14 protein-coding genes are annotated in these 18,482 nt (G+C 56.5%); 3 read left to right on the top strand and 11 right to left on the bottom strand.

What is annotated here, in order from left to right; genetic code table 11:
• Positions 1–20: 20 nt before the first annotated feature.
• The gene (gene serA / locus DXX3274_RS19190) at positions 21–1,253 is read right to left on the bottom strand and encodes a phosphoglycerate dehydrogenase (RefSeq protein WP_042861148.1); all 1,233 of its coding nucleotides are present in this window, start codon (positions 1,251–1,253) and stop codon (positions 21–23) included.
• Positions 1,254–1,556: 303 nt separating this feature from the next.
• Positions 1,557–2,219, bottom strand: a complete 663-nt coding sequence (gene rpiA / locus DXX3274_RS19195; RefSeq protein ID WP_042861149.1) for a ribose-5-phosphate isomerase RpiA — start codon at positions 2,217–2,219, stop codon at positions 1,557–1,559.
• Between the two features lie 195 nt (positions 2,220–2,414).
• On the opposite strand from rpiA, the gene DXX3274_RS19200 reads away from it, so the two are divergent.
• Positions 2,415–3,308 (top strand): LysR family transcriptional regulator ArgP, encoded by an 894-nt coding sequence (locus DXX3274_RS19200; protein ID WP_013319558.1) that lies wholly within the window; start codon positions 2,415–2,417, stop codon positions 3,306–3,308.
• 31 nt (positions 3,309–3,339) lie between these two features.
• Here DXX3274_RS19200 and DXX3274_RS19205 read toward each other — a convergent pair whose 3' ends face one another.
• The 9 genes from DXX3274_RS19205 to speA all read right to left on the bottom strand — a co-directional run bounded on the left by DXX3274_RS19205 (position 3,340) and on the right by speA (position 15,798).
• Positions 3,340–4,068: an oxidative stress defense protein gene (locus tag DXX3274_RS19205; protein WP_042861150.1), complete on the bottom strand. Its 729-nt coding sequence runs from the start codon at positions 4,066–4,068 to the stop codon at positions 3,340–3,342.
• Positions 4,069–4,190: 122 nt separating this feature from the next.
• Positions 4,191–5,009: an IclR family transcriptional regulator gene (locus tag DXX3274_RS19210; RefSeq protein ID WP_152495281.1), complete on the bottom strand. Its 819-nt coding sequence runs from the start codon at positions 5,007–5,009 to the stop codon at positions 4,191–4,193.
• A 139-nt stretch (positions 5,010–5,148) separates the two neighbouring features.
• Positions 5,149–6,033, bottom strand: a complete 885-nt coding sequence (mscS, locus tag DXX3274_RS19215; RefSeq protein WP_042861151.1) for a small-conductance mechanosensitive channel MscS — start codon at positions 6,031–6,033, stop codon at positions 5,149–5,151.
• Between the two features lie 91 nt (positions 6,034–6,124).
• The gene (gene fbaA, locus DXX3274_RS19220; RefSeq protein ID WP_024107364.1) at positions 6,125–7,201 is read right to left on the bottom strand and encodes a class II fructose-bisphosphate aldolase; all 1,077 of its coding nucleotides are present in this window, start codon (positions 7,199–7,201) and stop codon (positions 6,125–6,127) included.
• Positions 7,202–7,387: 186 nt separating this feature from the next.
• Positions 7,388–8,551 (bottom strand): phosphoglycerate kinase, encoded by a 1,164-nt coding sequence (gene pgk / locus DXX3274_RS19225; RefSeq protein WP_042861153.1) that lies wholly within the window; start codon positions 8,549–8,551, stop codon positions 7,388–7,390.
• A gap of 67 nt (positions 8,552–8,618) precedes the next feature.
• Positions 8,619–9,635: an erythrose-4-phosphate dehydrogenase gene (epd, locus tag DXX3274_RS19230; protein WP_042861154.1), complete on the bottom strand. Its 1,017-nt coding sequence runs from the start codon at positions 9,633–9,635 to the stop codon at positions 8,619–8,621.
• A gap of 325 nt (positions 9,636–9,960) precedes the next feature.
• Complete coding sequence (tkt, locus tag DXX3274_RS19235) at positions 9,961–11,955, bottom strand: transketolase (protein ID WP_042861155.1); 1,995 nt, start codon at positions 11,953–11,955, stop codon at positions 9,961–9,963.
• Positions 11,956–12,399: 444 nt separating this feature from the next.
• Positions 12,400–13,593 (bottom strand): MFS transporter TsgA, encoded by a 1,194-nt coding sequence (gene tsgA, locus DXX3274_RS19240; RefSeq protein ID WP_042861156.1) that lies wholly within the window; start codon positions 13,591–13,593, stop codon positions 12,400–12,402.
• 228 nt (positions 13,594–13,821) lie between these two features.
• Positions 13,822–15,798 carry a biosynthetic arginine decarboxylase gene (speA, locus tag DXX3274_RS19245; RefSeq protein ID WP_038665455.1) on the bottom strand — a complete coding sequence of 659 codons (1,977 nt, stop codon included), beginning with the start codon at positions 15,796–15,798 and terminating at the stop codon, positions 13,822–13,824.
• 847 nt (positions 15,799–16,645) lie between these two features.
• Between speA and metK the strand changes: the two genes are divergently transcribed.
• Together metK and DXX3274_RS19260 are read left to right on the top strand one after the other, a co-directional pair.
• On the top strand, positions 16,646–17,800 hold the full coding sequence (metK, locus tag DXX3274_RS19255; RefSeq protein WP_038665452.1) for a methionine adenosyltransferase: 1,155 nt from the start codon (positions 16,646–16,648) through the stop codon (positions 17,798–17,800).
• Positions 17,801–17,911: 111 nt separating this feature from the next.
• Positions 17,912–18,424 (top strand): SprT family zinc-dependent metalloprotease, encoded by a 513-nt coding sequence (locus tag DXX3274_RS19260; protein WP_042861159.1) that lies wholly within the window; start codon positions 17,912–17,914, stop codon positions 18,422–18,424.
• Positions 18,425–18,482: the final 58 nt, after the last annotated feature.

Genomic DNA, 18,482 nt, shown 5'->3' on the forward strand with positions numbered 1-18,482 from the left:
CAACCGGCCTGCTCTCGCACTTAGTACAGCAAACGGGCGCGAATGGTGCCAGGGATGGATTTCATCAGTTGCAGTGCGGTGTCGGCGCCGTCGGTTTCCACATCGATCACCACATAACCGATTTCCGGGCTAGTCTGCAGATACTGCGCCGCAATGTTAATGCCCTGCTCGGCAAAAATGTGGTTAATCTGCGTCATGATACCCGGACGGTTTTCATGAATGTGCAGCAGACGGCTGGCACGGTCGCTATGCGTCGGCAGCGACACTTCCGGGAAGTTGACGGCAGACAACGTGGAGCCATTGTCGGAATACTTCACCAGCTTACCGGCGACTTCATCACCAATGTTCTCCTGTGCTTCTTCAGTAGAGCCGCCGATGTGCGGCGTCAGGAGCACGTTATCGAACTCGCACAGCGGCGACAGGAACGGATCGCTATTGGTCGCCGGTTCCTGCGGGAACACGTCGATAGCCGCGCCGGAGAGGTGCTTGCTGGCAAGCGCATTGCTCAGCGCCGGAATGTCCACCACCGTGCCGCGTGACGCGTTGATCAGGATAGAACCCGGCTTCATCAGCGCCAGTTCGTCGGCGCCGATCATATTCTGGGTGCTGTCGGTTTCCGGCACATGCAGGCTGACCACATCGCTCATGTTCAGCAGATCGGACAAGTGACGGACCTGTTGGGCGTTGCCCAGCGGCAATTTGCTTTCGATATCGTAGAAATAAACGTGCATTCCCAGGCTTTCGGCCAGAATACCCAACTGGGTACCGATGTGACCGTAACCAATAATGCCCAGTTTCTTGCCGCGCGCTTCAAAGCAGCCAACCGCCTGTTTGTGCCAGATACCACGGTGAGCTTTGGCGTTGGCGGTCGGAATGCCGCGCAGCAGCAGCAGCAATTCGCCGATCACCAGTTCGGCCACGGAACGGGTATTGGAAAAAGGCGCGTTGAAGACCGGAATACCGCGTTTGGTCGCGGCCGACAGTTCAACCTGATTGGTGCCGATGCAGAAACACCCAACGGCCACCAGTTTCTCGGCAGCGGCGAAAATCTCTTCCGTCAGATGCGTGCGCGATCGAATCCCCACAAAGTGTGCATCGCGAATCGATGCTTTCAGCGCTTCCGGGTCAAGCGCCCCCTTATGGTATTCAATATTGGTGTAACCTGCGGCGCGCAGATTCTCCAGCGCATTCGGGTGTACCCCCTCCAGCAGCAGAAACTTAATCTTGTCTTTTTCCAGTGATACCTTTGCCATTTCCCGACCTTATTTTCAGACTTCAGATATGACGGTTTGCAAACCGGTCTCTGCAAACATAACAAAAAATACGCAAGCGGCAATACAAACGATTGCCTACCCGTTTTTTCGCGCCGCCTCGCTCAGACGGTTTCATGGCAAAAAATACTGCCAACCACCAGCCGGACCACACAGGGATGATGCGAAATAAGAAAAACTGATATTAAGTACCAAAAATGAGCCGTTAACAATAGCCGGATTTTTTAGATAAAAAAATCCGGCCGCCGTTAGCGTCACCGGATGTTGGCAAGAAACAACAACGATTTATTTCAGGCGAACCGTTTTCACCCCGTCGGACGTGCCCACCAGCGCGACATCCGCGCCGCGATTGGCGAACAGCCCTACCGTCACCACGCCGGCCAGCCCATTGATACGGTTTTCCATCGCCACCGCATCGGACAGATCCATGTTGTGCACATCCAGAATGATGTTGCCGTTGTCGGTAACCACGCCGTCGCGGTATACCGGCTGCCCGCCCAGCTTGACCAGTTCGCGAGCCACGTAGGCGCGCGCCATCGGAATCACTTCCACCGGCAGCGGAAAACGCCCCAGCACATCCACCTGTTTGGACGCATCGACAATGCACACGAACTGGCGAGCGATCGCCGCCACGATTTTTTCCCGGGTCAGCGCCGCGCCGCCGCCCTTGATCATCTGCATGTGCGGGTTGATTTCATCCGCGCCATCCACGTAAACATCGAGCACATCCACGTCATTACAGTCAAATACCGGGATCCCCAGACTTTTGAGTTTGGCGGTGGAAGCGTCCGAGCTGGAAACGGCGCCTTCGATCTGATGCTTGATCGACCCCAGCGCATCAATAAAGTGGGCGGCGGTGGAGCCGGTGCCCACGCCAACAATAGTACCGGGGCGAACATAGTCGAGTGCGGCCCAGCCAACGGCTTTTTTCAGTTCATCCTGCGTCATGGTGTGCTTGTGCCTGTAGCTACGAAAACGTGTGCGTATTATAGGGCATGACCTGCTCAAAAGCAGAGGGTTGTGCCCTGAGCGCGGCAATATTTCAGTCTTCGCGCGCAGAGTCAGGCGATTTTTTTCGGCGGTGCATCACAAAAATGTGGCATATTGCCGAAATGGTTTTTACGCAAAGGAATCTTCACCTTCATGAAACGCCCGGACTATCGCACCCTTCAGGCGCTGGACGCCGTGATCCGTGAGCGAGGCTTTGAACGCGCCGCACAAAAACTCTGTATTACACAGTCCGCCGTCTCGCAGCGCATCAAACAGCTGGAGAACCTATTCGGCCAGCCGCTGCTGGTGAGAACGATTCCGCCGCGTCCGACCGAGCAAGGGCAGAAGCTGCTGGCGCTGTTGCATCAGGTGGAATTGCTGGAAGAAGAGTGGCTGGGCAACGAAAATAGCAGCGAAACACCGCTGTTGCTGTCGCTGGCGGTCAACGCCGACAGCCTGGCAACCTGGCTGCTGCCCGCGCTGCAACCGGTGCTGGTGGATTCGCCGATCCGGCTGAATCTGCAGGTGGAAGATGAAACCCGCACCCAAGAGCGCCTGCGCCGGGGCGAAGTGGTGGGCGCGGTGAGTATTCAGCCTCAGCCGTTGCCAAGCTGTCTGGTGGATAAACTGGGCGCGCTGGACTATCTGTTCGTCGCATCGCCGGGATTCGCCAACCGTTACTTCCCGAACGGCGTGACCCGCTCCGCGTTGCTGCGTGCGCCGGTAGTGGCGTTCGACCATCTGGATGACATGCATCAGGCGTTTTTGCAGCAGAACTTCGACCTGCCGCCCGGCAGCGTACCCTGCCACATCGTTAACTCGTCCGAAGCCTTCGTTCAGCTCGCTCGTCAGGGCACCACCTGCTGTATGATCCCCCATTTGCAAATCGAGAGAGAACTGGCCAACGGCGAGCTGATCGACCTGACGCCGGGACTGTTCCAGCGCCGCATGCTGTACTGGCATCGTTTTGCGCCGGAAAGCAGGATGATGCGGCAGGTCACTGACGCCCTGCTCACGCATGGGCATCAGGTTCTGCGCCAGTCCTGACGTTAAAAACCGCCGCCCTGCTCAGTCTTTTTCAGGGCGCGCGTTGCAGTTCAAACACCACATCCACCTGATCGTCAAAGTGAATGGTCTGTTGTTCGTAGGTCTGAGAGACTTCGCTTTGCGCCACCATGTCGGCGGTTTTGAACATGCGGGCGACCGGCATCGGCTGATAGTTGGCGACGTGATAGCGGATGCTGTAGACCGGCCCCAGCGCGGCGTTAAACCCGGTAGCCAGCGACTGCGCCTGCTGCGTTGCCTGTTCTATCGCCTTTTTGCGCGCCTGTTCGCGGTAGGCGTCCGGATTGGAGACGCCCAGATCCACCGCCCGAATCTCGTTAAGACCGGACTTGAGCGCACCGTCCAGCAGTTCGTTGAGTTTGTCCAACTGGCGCAATGTCACCTCCACCTGGCGCACCGCCCGGTAACCTTTCAGCACCGAACCGCCGTTTTTCAGGTAGTCGTACTCCGGCTGCGTGCGCAGGTTGGCGGCGTTAATATCTTTCTTATCGATACCGCTTTTATCAAGAAAAGCAAAGTATTGCGCGACCCGTTCATCCACCTGCTTTTTGGCGTCGGCCACATCCTTGGATGAAACGCTGACTTCTATCGCCAGCCGGGCGATATCCGGCGTCGCATCGACGCTGGCGGTGCCGGAAGTCACGATGTGCGGCCCGCTGGGTAATTCATTGCCGGCCTGAACCGTCATCGACGACAGACCAATACCAAGCAGAGTGGTCAGTGCCAGAACTTTCAGCTTCACGTTATCCCCTTTGCATATGAGTGAATGACAAAGCCTACCCCGGGCAGGCTCCATTCAATATAGGCGAATGTCCGAATACCGGTTAAGCATGACGTAACCGCATGAAAACCGGACGAAGGCGCTTACGCCGACGGCGTAAAGCCTAGCTCGTGGGAAATGTTCCGGGCGGTTTCCTGCAACGGCGCGACCAGCGCGTCGATGCCGATCTGCTGCAAACGCGCCATCGACAGCGAAATGGAAACGGCATAAACCACCCGGTGCTGAATATCAAACACCGGCGCGGAAATGCAGGAAACGCCAAGTTCATTCTCTTCCCGATCCATTGCCAGACCCTGGCGACGAATCTCCGCCAGCTCCCGCTCCATGTCGGGTAGTTCGATGATGGTATGGTCGGTCAGCGGACGAATGCTGTCCTGATGGGTATGCCAGTATTCGGCCGGATAGTCATCTGCGCCATAAGCCATGAAAATCTTGCCCATCGCCGAACTGTGCAGAGACATATGCTGGCCGATATAAGCACGGGTTCGCATCATGCCGGTGGTGGGTTCCAGCTTGTAAATCAGGATCGCGTGGTCGTCTTCACGCGTTGAAAAATTGACGGTCTCTCCCACCGTCAGGTTGAGCTCTTCAAGGTGCGGCGCCGCCACATGCAACACATTCAGCGACGAGAGCGCCTTCTGGCCGATAGCGATGAACTTGGTGGTCAGGCGATAGCTGCCCGGCTGGCGTGCCGGCGCGACATAGCCGCACCCGGCCAGTCCTTGCAACAAGCGGTGGACGGTGCTTTTGTTCATGCCGGACAACTCGGCAATCCGCGCCAGTGGGCACCCGTTGGGGTAATCGCTCAGTATTTCGATCAACTGCAAACCGCGAAACAGGCTTTGGCTACCCAGCGGCTTTTCCGCCTTCCCCTCTTCATCAATGCTATGTTCATTTATCACGTCTGATCTTCCTCATCATAACGCCCGTCAGGACATCAACCTCTGACGGGACGGGGACCATCATGAAACAGCATTTTATGTGATGCAATAGAGGAAACCGCCTCCGCGCCGTCATCAGGTGCCGGCCGGAGGTGTGTTGTTACAGCGTAGGCGCGCCCTGGGAGCCAGTCTGCACCGAAGAAGCGGCATGATGCAGGTGCACGTCCATCTGCGGGTAAGGAATACCAATGCGGTGTTCATCCAACGCGCGTTTGAAGCTTTCCAGCAGGTCCCAGTACACCGCCGCCGCATCGCCGTTGGTGGTCCATACCCGAACCACGAAATTGAGCGCGGACGCGCCCATTTCATTCAAACGAATGGTGACGCCCTTATCCTGCAGGATGCGCGTATCCGCCGCCACAATGTCGCCCAGCACCTTTTTCACCACATCGATGTCAGCGTCATAGGCCACGCCGACAATAATTTCGGTGCGGCGATCCGGCTCACGGGAACTGTTGGTGATATTGCCGGCGATAATCTTGCCATTCGGCACCACGATGACTTTGCCGTCGGCGGTCAGCAACGTGGTGGAAAAAATCTGCACCTGCGTCACCGTACCGGCGACCCCGCCCAGATCTACCGACTCGCCGGTACGAAACGGCCGGAACACCACCAGCAGCACCCCGGCGGCAAAGTTCGACAGTGAGCCTTGCAACGCCAGACCAACCGCCAGGCCGGCGGCGCCCAGTACGGCAATGACCGACGCGGTCTGTACCCCGACCCGGCTTAACGCCGCGATTAGCGTGAAAGCGATAATGCCGTAGCGCACCAGCGCGGACAGAAAATCCGCCACCGTGACGTCGATGCCGCGAGCCACCATCAACCGGTTTATCGTGTTCGACATAATGCGGGCGATAAGCATCCCGATGCACAGGATCACCAGCGAGGCGACAATATTCACCGCGTACTGCAGCAAGATATGTTGGTTGTTCACCAGCCATGACTGCAGGCGACCCATGCTTTCGGCTACGTTGAGTTCTTCCATCTGTTCGCTCCTGTTAGCGTTATTAGCGTCATCTGTGCGCAGATAAAATTAAGGCTCCCGTAGGAGCCTTAGTCAAACCATACTGAGAAAATTACAGCACGTCGATCGCGTTCAGTTCTTTAAACGCTTTTTCCAGACGAGCTACCATGCTCGCCTGACCGGCACGCAGCCAGACACGCGGGTCATAGTATTTCTTGTTCGGCTTGTCGCTGCCTTCAGGGTTGCCCAGCTGGCCCTGCAGATAGCCTTCGTTTTTCTTGTAGTAGTTCAGGATGCCTTCCCAGGTCGCCCACTGGGTGTCGGTGTCGATGTTCATCTTCACCACGCCGTAGCTGACCGCTTCGGCGATTTCTTCCGCAGAAGAACCGGAACCGCCGTGGAATACGAAGTCCAGGCTGTTGTGCGGCAGGTTGAATTTCTTGGACACGAATTCCTGAGAGTTGCGCAGGATTTTCGGCGTCAGCTGAACGTTACCCGGCTTGTACACGCCGTGTACGTTGCCGAAGGACGCCGCGATGGTGAAACGCGGGCTGATGGCGTTCAGTTTTTCGTAGGCGTAAGCCACGTCTTCCGGCTGAGTATACAGCGCAGAGTTGTCCAGGTGGCTGTTGTCCACGCCGTCTTCTTCGCCGCCGGTGCAACCCAGTTCGATTTCCAGGGTCATGTCCAGTTTGGCCATGCGCGCCAGATACTTGCTGCAAATCTCGATGTTTTCTTCCAGAGATTCTTCAGACAGGTCGATCATGTGGGAAGAGAACAGCGGTTTACCAGTGGCGGCATAGTGCTTCTCGCCGGCGTCCAGCAGGCCGTCCAGCCACGGCAGCAGTTTCTTCGCGCAGTGGTCAGTGTGCAGAATCACCGGCACGCCATAATGCTCAGCCAACTGATGTACATGGTGAGCGCCAGAAATCGCACCCAGAATTGCCGCCTGCTGACCTTCAGCTTTCAGACCTTTACCAGCGGTAAACACAGCGCCGCCGTTGGAGAACTGAACGATTACCGGCGCGCGCACTTTGGCTGCGGCTTCCAGAACGGCGTTAATAGAGTCGGTACCGACACAGTTAACCGCCGGCAATGCAAAGTGGTTTTCTTTGGCAATTGCGAATACTTTCTGAACGTCATCACCCGTGATGACACCAGGTTTTACGAAATCAAAGATTTTAGACATGTCACGTGTCCTGTTTCGTTGGCCGTGGAGGGTTAGAGATTTGTCTGTTACTACACTACCGACATAACCGCGATTGTGCCGGCATCATTACGATTTACTGCACGATTTACTTGCTGGTTGCCCGACCGGTGACCGGGCAACCGGAAGCGGGAAATACGCCCGCTTCGGATAACGGATTAAAACTGCTTACTGACGAGCGCGCTCTTCAAGCATTACCACCGCCGGCAGTTTTTTACCTTCAACGAACTCCAGGAAAGCGCCGCCACCGGTAGAAATATAGGAGATCTTGTCGGCAATGCCGAACAGATCGATCGCCGCCAGCGTATCGCCGCCGCCTGCGATGGAGAACGCGTCGCTGTTGGCGATGGCATTGGCGATAATTTCCGTACCTTTACGGAAGTTCGGGAATTCGAATACGCCGACCGGGCCATTCCACAGAATGGTTTTGGCGTTTTTCAGAATTTCAGCCAGACGCTCTGCGGACACATCGCCCAGGTCCAGAATCTGTTCATCATCTTTAATGGCGGCAACGGATTTCAATGTCGCCGTGGCAGTTTCGGAGAATTCCGTAGCAACGCGAACGTCGCTTGGTACCGGAATATCACAGGTTTCCAGCAGTTTCTTCGCTTCCGGAATCAGTTCTGCTTCATACAGCGATTTACCGACGTTATGGCCCTGAGCGGCTACGAAGGTATTGGCGATACCGCCGCCGACGATCAGCTGGTCAGCGATTTTGGACAGCGAGTCCAGCACGGTCAGTTTGGTGGAAACTTTAGAACCGCCCACGATAGCTACCATCGGACGGGCCGGGTTACCCAGCGCTTTGCCCAGCGCTTCCAGTTCGTCGGACAGCAGCGGGCCGGCACAGGCGATCGGCGCGAATTTGCCCACGCCGTGGGTGGAAGCCTGGGCGCGGTGCGCGGTACCGAACGCATCCATCACGAACACGTCGCACAACGCGGCATATTTTTTGGACAGTACTTCGTCGTCTTTCTTCTCGCCTTTGTTGAAGCGGACGTTTTCCAGCACCACCAGTTCACCTTCCGACACGTCAACGCCGTCCAGATAGTCTTTCGCCAGACGCACCGGTGAAGACAGGCGATCTTTCAGGTAGTTCACGACCGGCAGCAGGGAGAATTCTTCGTTGTACTCGCCTTCGGTCGGACGGCCCAGGTGGGATGTCACCATCACGCGAGCCCCCTGCTTCAGGGCGATTTCAATGGTCGGCAGGGATGCGCGGATACGGGCGTCAGACGTCACTTTGCCATCTTTAACCGGCACGTTCAGATCCGCACGGATCAGCACGCGTTTGCCAGCCAGATCCAGGTCGGTCATCTTAATTACAGCCATGGTGAATCCTCTTGTTGATTCTCTTTAAAGTTGCTTGAGTGAGGCGTCGGTCTCCCGGCGCCGCCTATCAGAAACCGCAGGCCGCCATCGCCCGAGTTGTATCCAACATTCGGTTGGCAAAGCCCCATTCGTTATCGCACCAGACCAGCGTCTTGATCAGATGCCCTCCGCTGACCCGGGTTTGCGTTCCATCCACAATCGCGCTATGCGGGTCATGGTTGAAATCCACGGAGACCAACGGCAAATCGGTATAGTCAACTATACCACGAAATGTATTCTGCGCTGATTGGCGAAACAGCGTATTGATTTCACTTACGTTTACCGAGTTTTTCACACTGACGCTCAGGTCAATGGCCGTCACATTGATGGTCGGCACCCGCACCGAAATCGCCTCAAAACGGTCTTCAAATTTCGGAAAGAAACGGGTAATACCTACCGCCAGTTTGGTGTCCACCGGAATGATCGACTGACTGGCCGCGCGGGTGCGTCTCAGGTCATGGTGATAAGCGTCAATCACCGGCTGGTCGTTCATCGATGCATGGATCGTGGTGACGGTGCCGCTCTCGATGCCGTACGCATCGTCCAGCAGCTTGATAATCGGAATAATACAGTTGGTGGTGCAGGACGCGTTGGACACCAGACGGTGAACCGGCTGCAAATCCGGATGGTTGACGCCGTATACGATGGTGGCGTCGAGATCCGGCGCGCCGGGATGGGAGAACAACACTTTCTTAGCCCCCGCCGCCAGATGGGCTTCGCCATCGGCGCGACTGCCGTATACCCCGCTGCAATCCAGCACGATATCGACGCCAAGCTCCCCCCACGGCAGGGAACGAAGGTCCGGCTCATGCAACAGGCGGATAGTGTCATCCCCTACCGACAAGCGATCGCATTCCTGACGCACATCCCACGAAAAGCGGCCATGACTGCTGTCGTATTTAAGCAGGTGGGCAATCCCTTCGGCGTTGGCCAGTTCGTTAATCGCCACCACCGCAATCTCGGCCCGCCGACCGGACTCATACAACGCGCGCAGTACGCTACGACCTATGCGACCAAAACCGTTTATCGCAATACGGATTGTCATGAAATTCCCTGTGTAGTGATAAAAGCATCGCGCATCATAGAATAATCAGTACGTCGTCAGGAATAAACCGCTTGTTGCGCGCGGTGGGCTGCGAACCGGATCCTATTGGGATCCCGACTGCCAAATGCTGTCACACCAACAACTGAAACGCTTCAGCTAGCATAAACGAATTGCCGGTCAAAGGAAATATGGCGACAGGGTGGATGCCAGAAGAGTGATCTGCGTCAAAAAATTACCGCACGGTTTGCTACCAAAAAACTGACGGGATCAAAAAAGGCCGGGAGACGATCCCGGCCTTGAAAGAGAGGCTAACGAAGCGATGTGCTTATTTCAGCAGCGCTTTCGCCTTCGCTACCACGTTGTCGGTGGTGAAGCCAAATACGTCGAACAGTTTTTCTGCCGGCGCGGATTCGCCAAAGCTTTCCATACCGACAATCGCGCCATTCAGACCGACATATTTGTACCAGTAGTCAGCGATACCGGCTTCGATCGCCACACGGGCAGCCACAGCAGACGGCAGCACCGCTTCACGGTAGGCAGCATCCTGTTTGTCGAACGCATCGGTAGACGGCATGGACACCACGCGCGCCTTAACGCCTTCGTCGGTCAGTTTCTGCCAGGCGGCAACCGCCAGTTCCACTTCGGAACCGGTCGCGATCAGAATCAATTGCGGCTGGCCGCCGCTGTCTTTCAGCACATAGGCGCCTTTGGCGACGTCCGCCAGTTGCTGAGCGGTACGCTCCTGCTGCGCCAGGTTCTGACGAGACAGGATCAGCGCCGTCGGGCCGTCTTTACGCTCAATGGCGTATTTCCAGGCCACCGCGGTTTCTACCTGATCCGCCGGGCGCCAGGTGCTCATGTTCGGCGTCACGCGCAGGCTGGCCAGCTGTTCCACCGGCTGGTGGGTCGGGCCGTCTTCGCCCAGACCGATAGAGTCATGGGTGTAGACATAGATGCTGCGCACTTTCATCAGCGCCGCCATACGCACCGCGTTACGGGCATATTCAACGAACATCAGGAAGGTCGCGGTGTACGGCACGAAACCGCCGTGCAGCGAGATACCGTTGGCGATAGCGGTCATGCCGAATTCGCGCACGCCGTAGTGGATGTAGTTGCCTGCCGGGTCTTCATTCAACGCTTTGGAACCGGACCAAATGGTCAGGTTGCTCGGCGCCAGGTCGGCGGAACCGCCCAGGAATTCCGGCAGCAGCTTACCATAGGCTTCCAGCGCGTTTTGCGAGGCTTTACGACTGGCGATCTTGGCCGGGTTGGCCTGCAACTGTTCGATCACCTTGGCCGATTCCGCCTGCCAGCTAGCCGGCAGTTCGCCGCTAACGCGACGGGTGAATTCGGCAGCCAGTTCCGGATAAGCGCTGGCGTAAGCGTTAAACGCCTGTTGCCAGGCCGCTTCTTTGTTCTGACCGGCTTGGCGGGCATCCCAGGCGGCGTAGATATCAGCCGGGATTTCAAACGGACCGTATTTCCAGCCCAGCTGTTCGCGGGTGGCGGCCACTTCAGCGTCGCCCAGCGGCGCGCCGTGGGAATCGTGGGTGCCGGCTTTGTTCGGCGAACCGAAACCGATCACGGTTTTGCACAGCAGCAGCGACGGTTTGTCGGTCACGCTCTGCGCTTCTTTGATGGCGCGCTGGATAGCGTCGGCGTCGTGGCCGTCAATACCGCGTACCACATGCCAGCCGTAGGATTCGAAACGGGCGGCGGTGTCATCGGTAAACCAGCCATCGATGTGGCCGTCGATGGAGATGCCGTTGTCGTCGTAGAAGGCGACCAGTTTGCCCAGTTTCAGGGTCCCGGCCAGCGAACAGACTTCATGGGAAATCCCTTCCATCATGCAACCGTCACCCAGGAACACATAGGTGTAATGGTCAACGATGTCATGACCCGGACGGTTGAACTGCGCCGCCAGCGTGCGCTCGGCAATCGCCATACCGACTGCGTTGGCGATCCCCTGGCCCAACGGACCGGTGGTGGTTTCCACGCCCGGCGTATAACCCACTTCCGGGTGGCCCGGCGTTCTGGAGTGCAGCTGGCGGAAGTTTTTCAGTTCTTCAATCGGCAGATCGTAACCGGTCAGGTGCAGCAGGCTGTAGATCAGCATGGATGCGTGGCCGTTGGACAGCACGAAGCGGTCGCGGTTGGCCCAGTGCGGGTTGGCCGGGTTGTGGTTCAAATGGTCACGCCACAGGACTTCGGCGATATCCGCCATACCCATCGGTGCGCCCGGATGACCAGATTTGGCCTTCTGCACGCCATCCATACTCAACGCACGGATAGCATTGGCAAGTTCTTTACGAGAGGACATGCTTTACTCCAGATCGGATTGAACAGTTGCCTGTCGAACATAAAACATATTAATCAATGTGTTAGCTCAAAAAGGCAAAGAAAAGATATTCACAAATGTACATGAAAACCCGGCCGATTGCACATGGAACAGCAAGCGGAAAAAACGCACGAATCTGCTGACATGCAGGCCGGATAGCAGGCGTTTCGCTTTATCAGCGCGGTTTTATTCGTTCCAGCTCACACGATGTAGCAGCTTTGCCTGTTTACGCCTGTCGGTTTTTCATTACATTTTGGGCGGTATGATTTTGAGCGGATATGATTGCTGCGCTCACCGGGGCGACGGATCGTCTGGCGCGCGGATGAGCGCGTCTGCTAAATAATCACCCGGCATCCATCAGAAAGATAGATAAAAAAGCATCCCAGGGATGCCTTTTTGGTGTTACTGGCCGGAGTTTATCTCCGATTAATGGGCGGCGGCTTCATGCCCGTGCAGACGGTGACGGGTCACCAGCCCCAGCAGGAAGCACATCACGAACACCACAAAATACAGACCGTTGGCGGTCACCAGTGCGGCATGCACGCCAAAGTGCTGCACGATCGGCCCGGTGACGATAAAGGTCAGCATGGTCCCGACCGTTCCGCAGGTCAGAATGAAGTTCACCAGTTTCGGCGACGGTACTTTAGTCTGCTGGGAACCCAGAGTAATCAGCGTGGTGTAGATAGCGCTGGAAATGAAGCCCAGACCAAAGATGAAGTATTTCAGCAGTTGGGGCTGATCGCTGCTCACGAACAGGTACATCGCCCCGGCGGCCAGAATAGCCAGTACGGTAACGACGCGCTGCAAATCAAAGAACTTGAGCACAAAGCTAAAGACCCACATGCCAATCATGTATGACGTCCAGAAACTGCTGACCAGTTCACCGGCGTCGCCGATGCTCATGCCAAAGGATTTGGTCACATACTCCGGCACCCACTGGATAAACGCCAGTTGTCCCAGGATGTAGCACAGCGCCGCAATCGACAGAAATACCACGCCCATGCCCCATTTTTCCGTCTCGACAGCCGTCGTCTGAGCGCTGGCTTTATCCGTGCCGATGGCGGGGAAGTCAGACAACAGCGTCAGTACCAGAATCGCCACGTACAGCAGCCCGATGCAGGCGTAAATCCAGTACCAGCCGAAATGGCGGGACAGTAACGCCGCGGCCACAATCGGGAAAATCATGCCGGCCATACTGAAAAACGAGTCGGTGAACAGCAGACGAGCGCCGCGCTGGCGGCCGGAATACAGCTGCGTAATCAGGAAGGTGCCGATCGACATGGTAATGCCGCTGACCACGCCCAGCGTAAACATACAGACGGAAAAGACAGCCAGCGATTTACCCACGAACAGCCCGATGATCGACAGTACGATCAGGACAAAACCGAAGACCAGCTGTTTTTTCAGCGGGAAGATATCCATCAGCCACACATTGAGGAAAATGGACAGCAAAATACCGGCGTTCAGAAACGTAAAGGTATTGCTCATATTGGCTATCGGAACATTGAAATACTGGGCGATATCACCCATGACCATACCGGTCACGATAACCAGCGCACCGGTCAACGCGTAAGAAAAGCAACTGGTAAAAAACAGCCGCTGACGATTGAGATCAGACATATATCATTCCTGTCATAAACGTGAAAAACGCCACCCCGATACTGAATTTAATATCGAAATAACGCGCAACCCACAATCAGAGTATTTATTTGGCCGCAATGATTAAGGTATTGCCAACCAATTATTCTGACTCCGCAGCATGCCTCACTACCGGATCAGGCATTCCGCCACCCTGAAAAAGAAAAAGGTTGAGTACCTCATCAGTACTCAACCTTTCCGTACGAAATATTATTCGTCTTCCAGATACGTATAACCGTACAAGCCGGTTTCAAATTCTTCAAGGAATTGTGCTTGCAGTTCCGGCGCCAGATCGGTTTCCTTGACCTGATCGCGGAAGCGGGACATCAGCACGTCCGGGTCCAACTGCACATATTCCAGCATATCGGCCACGGTGTTGCCTTCATCCGACTCTTCCAGTTCGACGGTGCCGTCCTGGAACACGAACACGTCCACAGTGGAGGTGTCGCCGAACAGGTTATGCATGTTGCCGAGAATTTCCTGATAAGCGCCGACCATGAAAAAGCCCAGCAGCGGCGGGTTTTCCGGGTCATACGGCGGCATCGGCATGGTGGTGGCGACGCCGTCGCCGTCGACATAGTGGTCGATGGCGCCATCGGAATCACAGGTGATATCCAGCAGCACCGCGCGACGCTGCGGCGGCTTGTCCAGCCCTTCCAGCGGCAGCACCGGGAACAACTGGTCGATCCCCCAGGCATCCGGCATCGACTGGAACAGCGAGAAGTTGACGTACAGCTTGTCCGCCATACGCTCCTGCAGTTCATCGATAATCGGCCGGTGGGCACGGTTGCTCGGATCAAGCTGCTGCTGAATCTGCTGACAGATATTGAGATACAGTTGCTCCGCCTGCGCGCGTTGGGTCAAATCCAGCATGCCGTGGGTGTATTGCGTGTGGATGTCGTGCAGGTCCATCTGGCTGTCGTGCAGCCACTCGCGCAGAGAGCGACGGTTGCCCGGCTCCTTGATTTCCTGCCAGGTATTCCACAGGCTTTCCAGCGCGCGCGGCGCGTCTTCATCCGGCGCCACCGGTTCGCTGAATTCGTTGCGCTCCACCCCGATGATGTTGGACACCAGTACGGTGTGATGCGCGGTGACGGCGCGTCCGGATTCGGTGATCACCGTCGGGTGCGGCAGGCCGTATTCGTTACAAGCGTCGCCGATACCCCAGATGACGTTGTTGGCGTATTCGTTCAGGCCGTAGTTGACCGAACAGTCGGACTGCGAACGGGTTCCTTCATAATCGACGCCCAGCCCGCCGCCCACGTCAAAGCACTGGATGTTGACGCCCAGCTTGTGCAATTCGACGTAGAAACGCGCCGATTCACGCACGCCGGTCGCGATATCGCGGATGTTCGCCAACTGTGAGCCGAGGTGGAAGTGCAGCAGTTGCAGGCTGTCGAGACGATTGGCCTTGCGCAGCAGTTCCACCAGTTGCAGTACCTGCGTCGCCGCCAGACCGAACTTGGATTTTTCGCCGCCGCTCGACTGCCATTTGCCGGAGCCCTGCGATGCCAGACGAGCGCGCACGCCCAAACGCGGCACCACGTTCAGCCGCTCGGCTTCTTCCAGCACCATGTTGATTTCCGACATCTTTTCGATGACCAGATACACCTTGTGGCCCAGTTTTTCACCGATCAGCGCCAGACGGATGTACTCGCGATCTTTATAGCCGTTGCAGACGATTACGGAGCGGGTCATACCGGCGTGACCCAGCACCGCCATCAGTTCGGCTTTGGAACCCGCCTCCAGCCCCAGCGGCTCGCCGGAATTGATCAACGATTCAATCACGCGGCGATGCTGGTTAACTTTGATGGGATATACCAGGAAATAGCCGCCTTCATAGCCGAAGGACTCACGCGCGCGTTTAAACGCCGCGTTGATGGAGCGCAGACGGTGCTGCAGAATCTGCGGAAAGCAGAATAACGCCGGCAGACGCTGATTGCCCTGTTGACGGGTTTTCACCAGCTTGGCCAGGTCAACGCGCGCTTCCGGCACATCCGGATCCGGGCACACGCTGATGTGCCCCAGCTCGTTGACGTCGTAATAGTTGTTACCCCACCAGGCAATGTTATAGGTTCTCAGCATCTCGCTGGCGTCGCGGTCATTCATGGCTACCTCCTGCATGGAGCGCAGATGATCGTGTTTACCCGCCGCTGACGAGTACGGTTGAATCATATCGTCAGACATGGCGATCCCCTTCTTCCACTTCTTGATGAATACTCACATTTTTTCCCGCAACAAACACCGGCGGCACGGCAAAAGCGCGCAACGTCGGCAGTGAAAAACCCGACGGGCAGTAGTATGCCGCCGTTTTATGACTCTTATTAGTGTAAAACACGATGTCAGACTCCGAGGTTCGGGTCGTTGAAAACCAGGGAAAACATCACCAGGAAGAATGCAATCGCATTCACTGGCGCGGAGAAAAAAGCAGGTTAGCCAGCTCGGGAGTCCTGCGTTGCGCTGCGGGACAGGCAACTTCGGGCAAATGTCGGAAAGGATTGAGTCAGTGACGCGACGGCGTCAGAAGAAAAGCGCAGCGAGCGCAACTCACTCAATAAACAACGGATCATTAATCCTATCACCTCCACGCTCGCCGCAGATGATGCGGTCAGGCTATCACGAAAAACCATCAGGAAAATGGTCAGACAGTATCGGGCCGAACCCCGTCGTCACCGCTCACGTATCACCCTGGATAAGCGTCGCGCAGCGCGCCGGAACCGCCCGAATTACGGACAACAAAACCGCCCGCCGTTTATACCTATCCGGCCCCGGAAAAGCAAAATGAAAATGGTAAAAAACCCTATCATTTCTGCAAAAGATGCCGATGAACATCTTCAAGCGGCCCGCGCGGCATAAAAACTGCTGGCATGGGGCTACAGTGTGACCTAGAATAGCCATCCAGATGTTAATCCATCTATACTGATTAACTTAATACCCAAAATAATTCGAGTTGTAGGAAAGCCAACGCACCTGCGACTTGAAGTATGACGGTATATATTGCTTAACGGCTTTAGCTTATAAGGTAAAGAAACTCATGGCTAAACACCTTTTTACGTCCGAGTCGGTCTCCGAAGGACATCCTGATAAAATCGCTGACCAGATTTCCGACGCCGTCCTTGACGCGATTCTGGAGCAGGACCCCAAAGCGCGGGTTGCCTGCGAAACTTACGTAAAAACCGGTATGGTGTTAGTTGGTGGCGAAATTACCACCAGCGCCTGGGTTGATATCGAAGAAATCACGCGCCGCACCGTCCGCGAAATTGGTTATGTCAACTCCGAGATGGGTTTTGACGCCAACTCCTGCGCCGTACTGAGCGCGATTGGCAAACAATCTCCGGATATTAATCAGGGCGTTGACCGTAAAGACCCGCTGGAACAAGGCGCAGGCGACCAGGGCCTGATGTTCGGTTACGCGACCAACGAAACCGACGTGCTGATGCCGGCGCCGATCACTTACGCGCACCGCCTGGTACAGCGTCAGTCCGAAGTGCGTAAAAACGGCACCCTGCCGTGGCTGCGCCCGGACGCCAAGAGCCAGGTGACCTTCGCGTACGACAACGGCAAGATCGTCGGTATCGATGCGGTAGTGCTGTCTACCCAGCATTCGGAATCCATCGCGCAGAAAGATCTGCAGGAAGCGGTGATGGAAGAGATCATCAAGCCGGTTCTGCCGTCTGAGTGGCTCTCCGCCAATACCAAATACTTCATCAACCCGACCGGCCGTTTCGTGATCGGCGGCCCGATGGGCGACTGCGGCCTGACCGGTCGTAAAATCATCGTCGATACCTACGGCGGCGCAGCGCGTCACGGCGGTGGCGCGTTCTCCGGCAAGGACCCGTCCAAAGTGGACCGTTCCGCTGCTTACGCCGCCCGTTATGTGGCGAAAAACATCGTTGCCGCCGGTCTGGCGGATCGCTGTGAAATCCAGGTGTCCTACGCTATCGGCGTAGCGGAGCCGACTTCCATCATGGTGGAAACCTTCGGCACCGAGAAAGTGTCCAGCGACCGTCTGGTCGATTTGGTCCGCCAGTTCTTCGATCTGCGCCCGTACGGCCTGATCCAGATGCTGGACCTGCTGCACCCGATCTACCAGCAAACCGCGGCCTACGGCCACTTCGGCCGTGCGGAATTCCCGTGGGAAAAAACCGACGTGGCAGAAAAACTGCGTGACGCCGCCGGCCTGAAATAATCGACCCGCGCTGTTATGCCAAACGGCGAAGCTTCTGCTTCGCCGTTTTTTATTGCCGGGCCGCTGGCGGGCGTTATTGCATCCAGCCGGCTCAGACCGTAAGCTGCCAGCATGAACACGCCACGACTCCCTATCGCCCTGCAGCAAGCGGTGATGCGCTGTTTGCGGGAAAAACTCCAGCAGGCCAACACGGCATTGGGCTGTGATTACCCCGAGCCCGTCATCAACTATCAGCAACGCGGCTCCACCGCCGGCAGCGCCTGGCTAAAAACGTGGGAAATCCGCCTTAATCCGGTATTGCTGCAGGAAAACCAGCAGGCGTTTATTGATGAAGTGGTCCCGCATGAGCTGGCGCATCTGCTGGTATACGCCCGTTTCGGCAAAACCGCGCCGCATGGCCGGGAATGGCGCTGGATGATGGAAAACGTACTAAACGTGCCCGCCCGCCGGACCCACCAGTTTGCGCTCGCCTCGGTGCAGGGCAAAACCTTCCCTTATCAGTGCGCCTGCCGCCGGCATGAACTGACGCTGCGTCGCCATAACCGTGTCGTTCGGGGCGAGTCGGAATACCGTTGCCGGTCTTGCGGCGAGCGGTTACGCGCCCTCGTAACAAACTCTGTTTAAACCAGAAATCCAGCGTTTCATGCTGTCTTTTTTGCGTTTGCCTGCATGGTGTTCTTCA

It is taken from the genome of Dickeya sp. NCPPB 3274 (assembly GCF_000406205.1).
Classification (GTDB): domain Bacteria; phylum Pseudomonadota; class Gammaproteobacteria; order Enterobacterales; family Enterobacteriaceae; genus Dickeya; species Dickeya fangzhongdai.

Excerpts from the sequence above, each read along its gene's own strand:
- epd (WP_042861154.1), bottom strand. The coding sequence starts at position 9,635 with ATGACAATCCGTATTGCGATAAACGGTTTTGGTCGCATAGGTCGTAGC.
- mscS (WP_042861151.1), bottom strand. The coding sequence starts at position 6,033 with ATGGAAGAACTCAACGTAGCCGAAAGCATGGGTCGCCTGCAGTCATGG.
- fbaA (WP_024107364.1), bottom strand. The coding sequence starts at position 7,201 with ATGTCTAAAATCTTTGATTTCGTAAAACCTGGTGTCATCACGGGTGAT.
- serA (WP_042861148.1), bottom strand. The coding sequence starts at position 1,253 with ATGGCAAAGGTATCACTGGAAAAAGACAAGATTAAGTTTCTGCTGCTG.
- pgk (WP_042861153.1), bottom strand. The coding sequence starts at position 8,551 with ATGGCTGTAATTAAGATGACCGACCTGGATCTGGCTGGCAAACGCGTG.
- rpiA (WP_042861149.1), bottom strand. The coding sequence starts at position 2,219 with ATGACGCAGGATGAACTGAAAAAAGCCGTTGGCTGGGCCGCACTCGAC.
- DXX3274_RS19200 (WP_013319558.1), top strand. The coding sequence starts at position 2,415 with ATGAAACGCCCGGACTATCGCACCCTTCAGGCGCTGGACGCCGTGATC.
- DXX3274_RS19260 (WP_042861159.1), top strand. The coding sequence starts at position 17,912 with ATGAACACGCCACGACTCCCTATCGCCCTGCAGCAAGCGGTGATGCGC.
- tkt (WP_042861155.1), bottom strand. The coding sequence starts at position 11,955 with ATGTCCTCTCGTAAAGAACTTGCCAATGCTATCCGTGCGTTGAGTATG.
- tsgA (WP_042861156.1), bottom strand. The coding sequence starts at position 13,593 with ATGTCTGATCTCAATCGTCAGCGGCTGTTTTTTACCAGTTGCTTTTCT.
- metK (WP_038665452.1), top strand. The coding sequence starts at position 16,646 with ATGGCTAAACACCTTTTTACGTCCGAGTCGGTCTCCGAAGGACATCCT.
- speA (WP_038665455.1), bottom strand. The coding sequence starts at position 15,798 with ATGTCTGACGATATGATTCAACCGTACTCGTCAGCGGCGGGTAAACAC.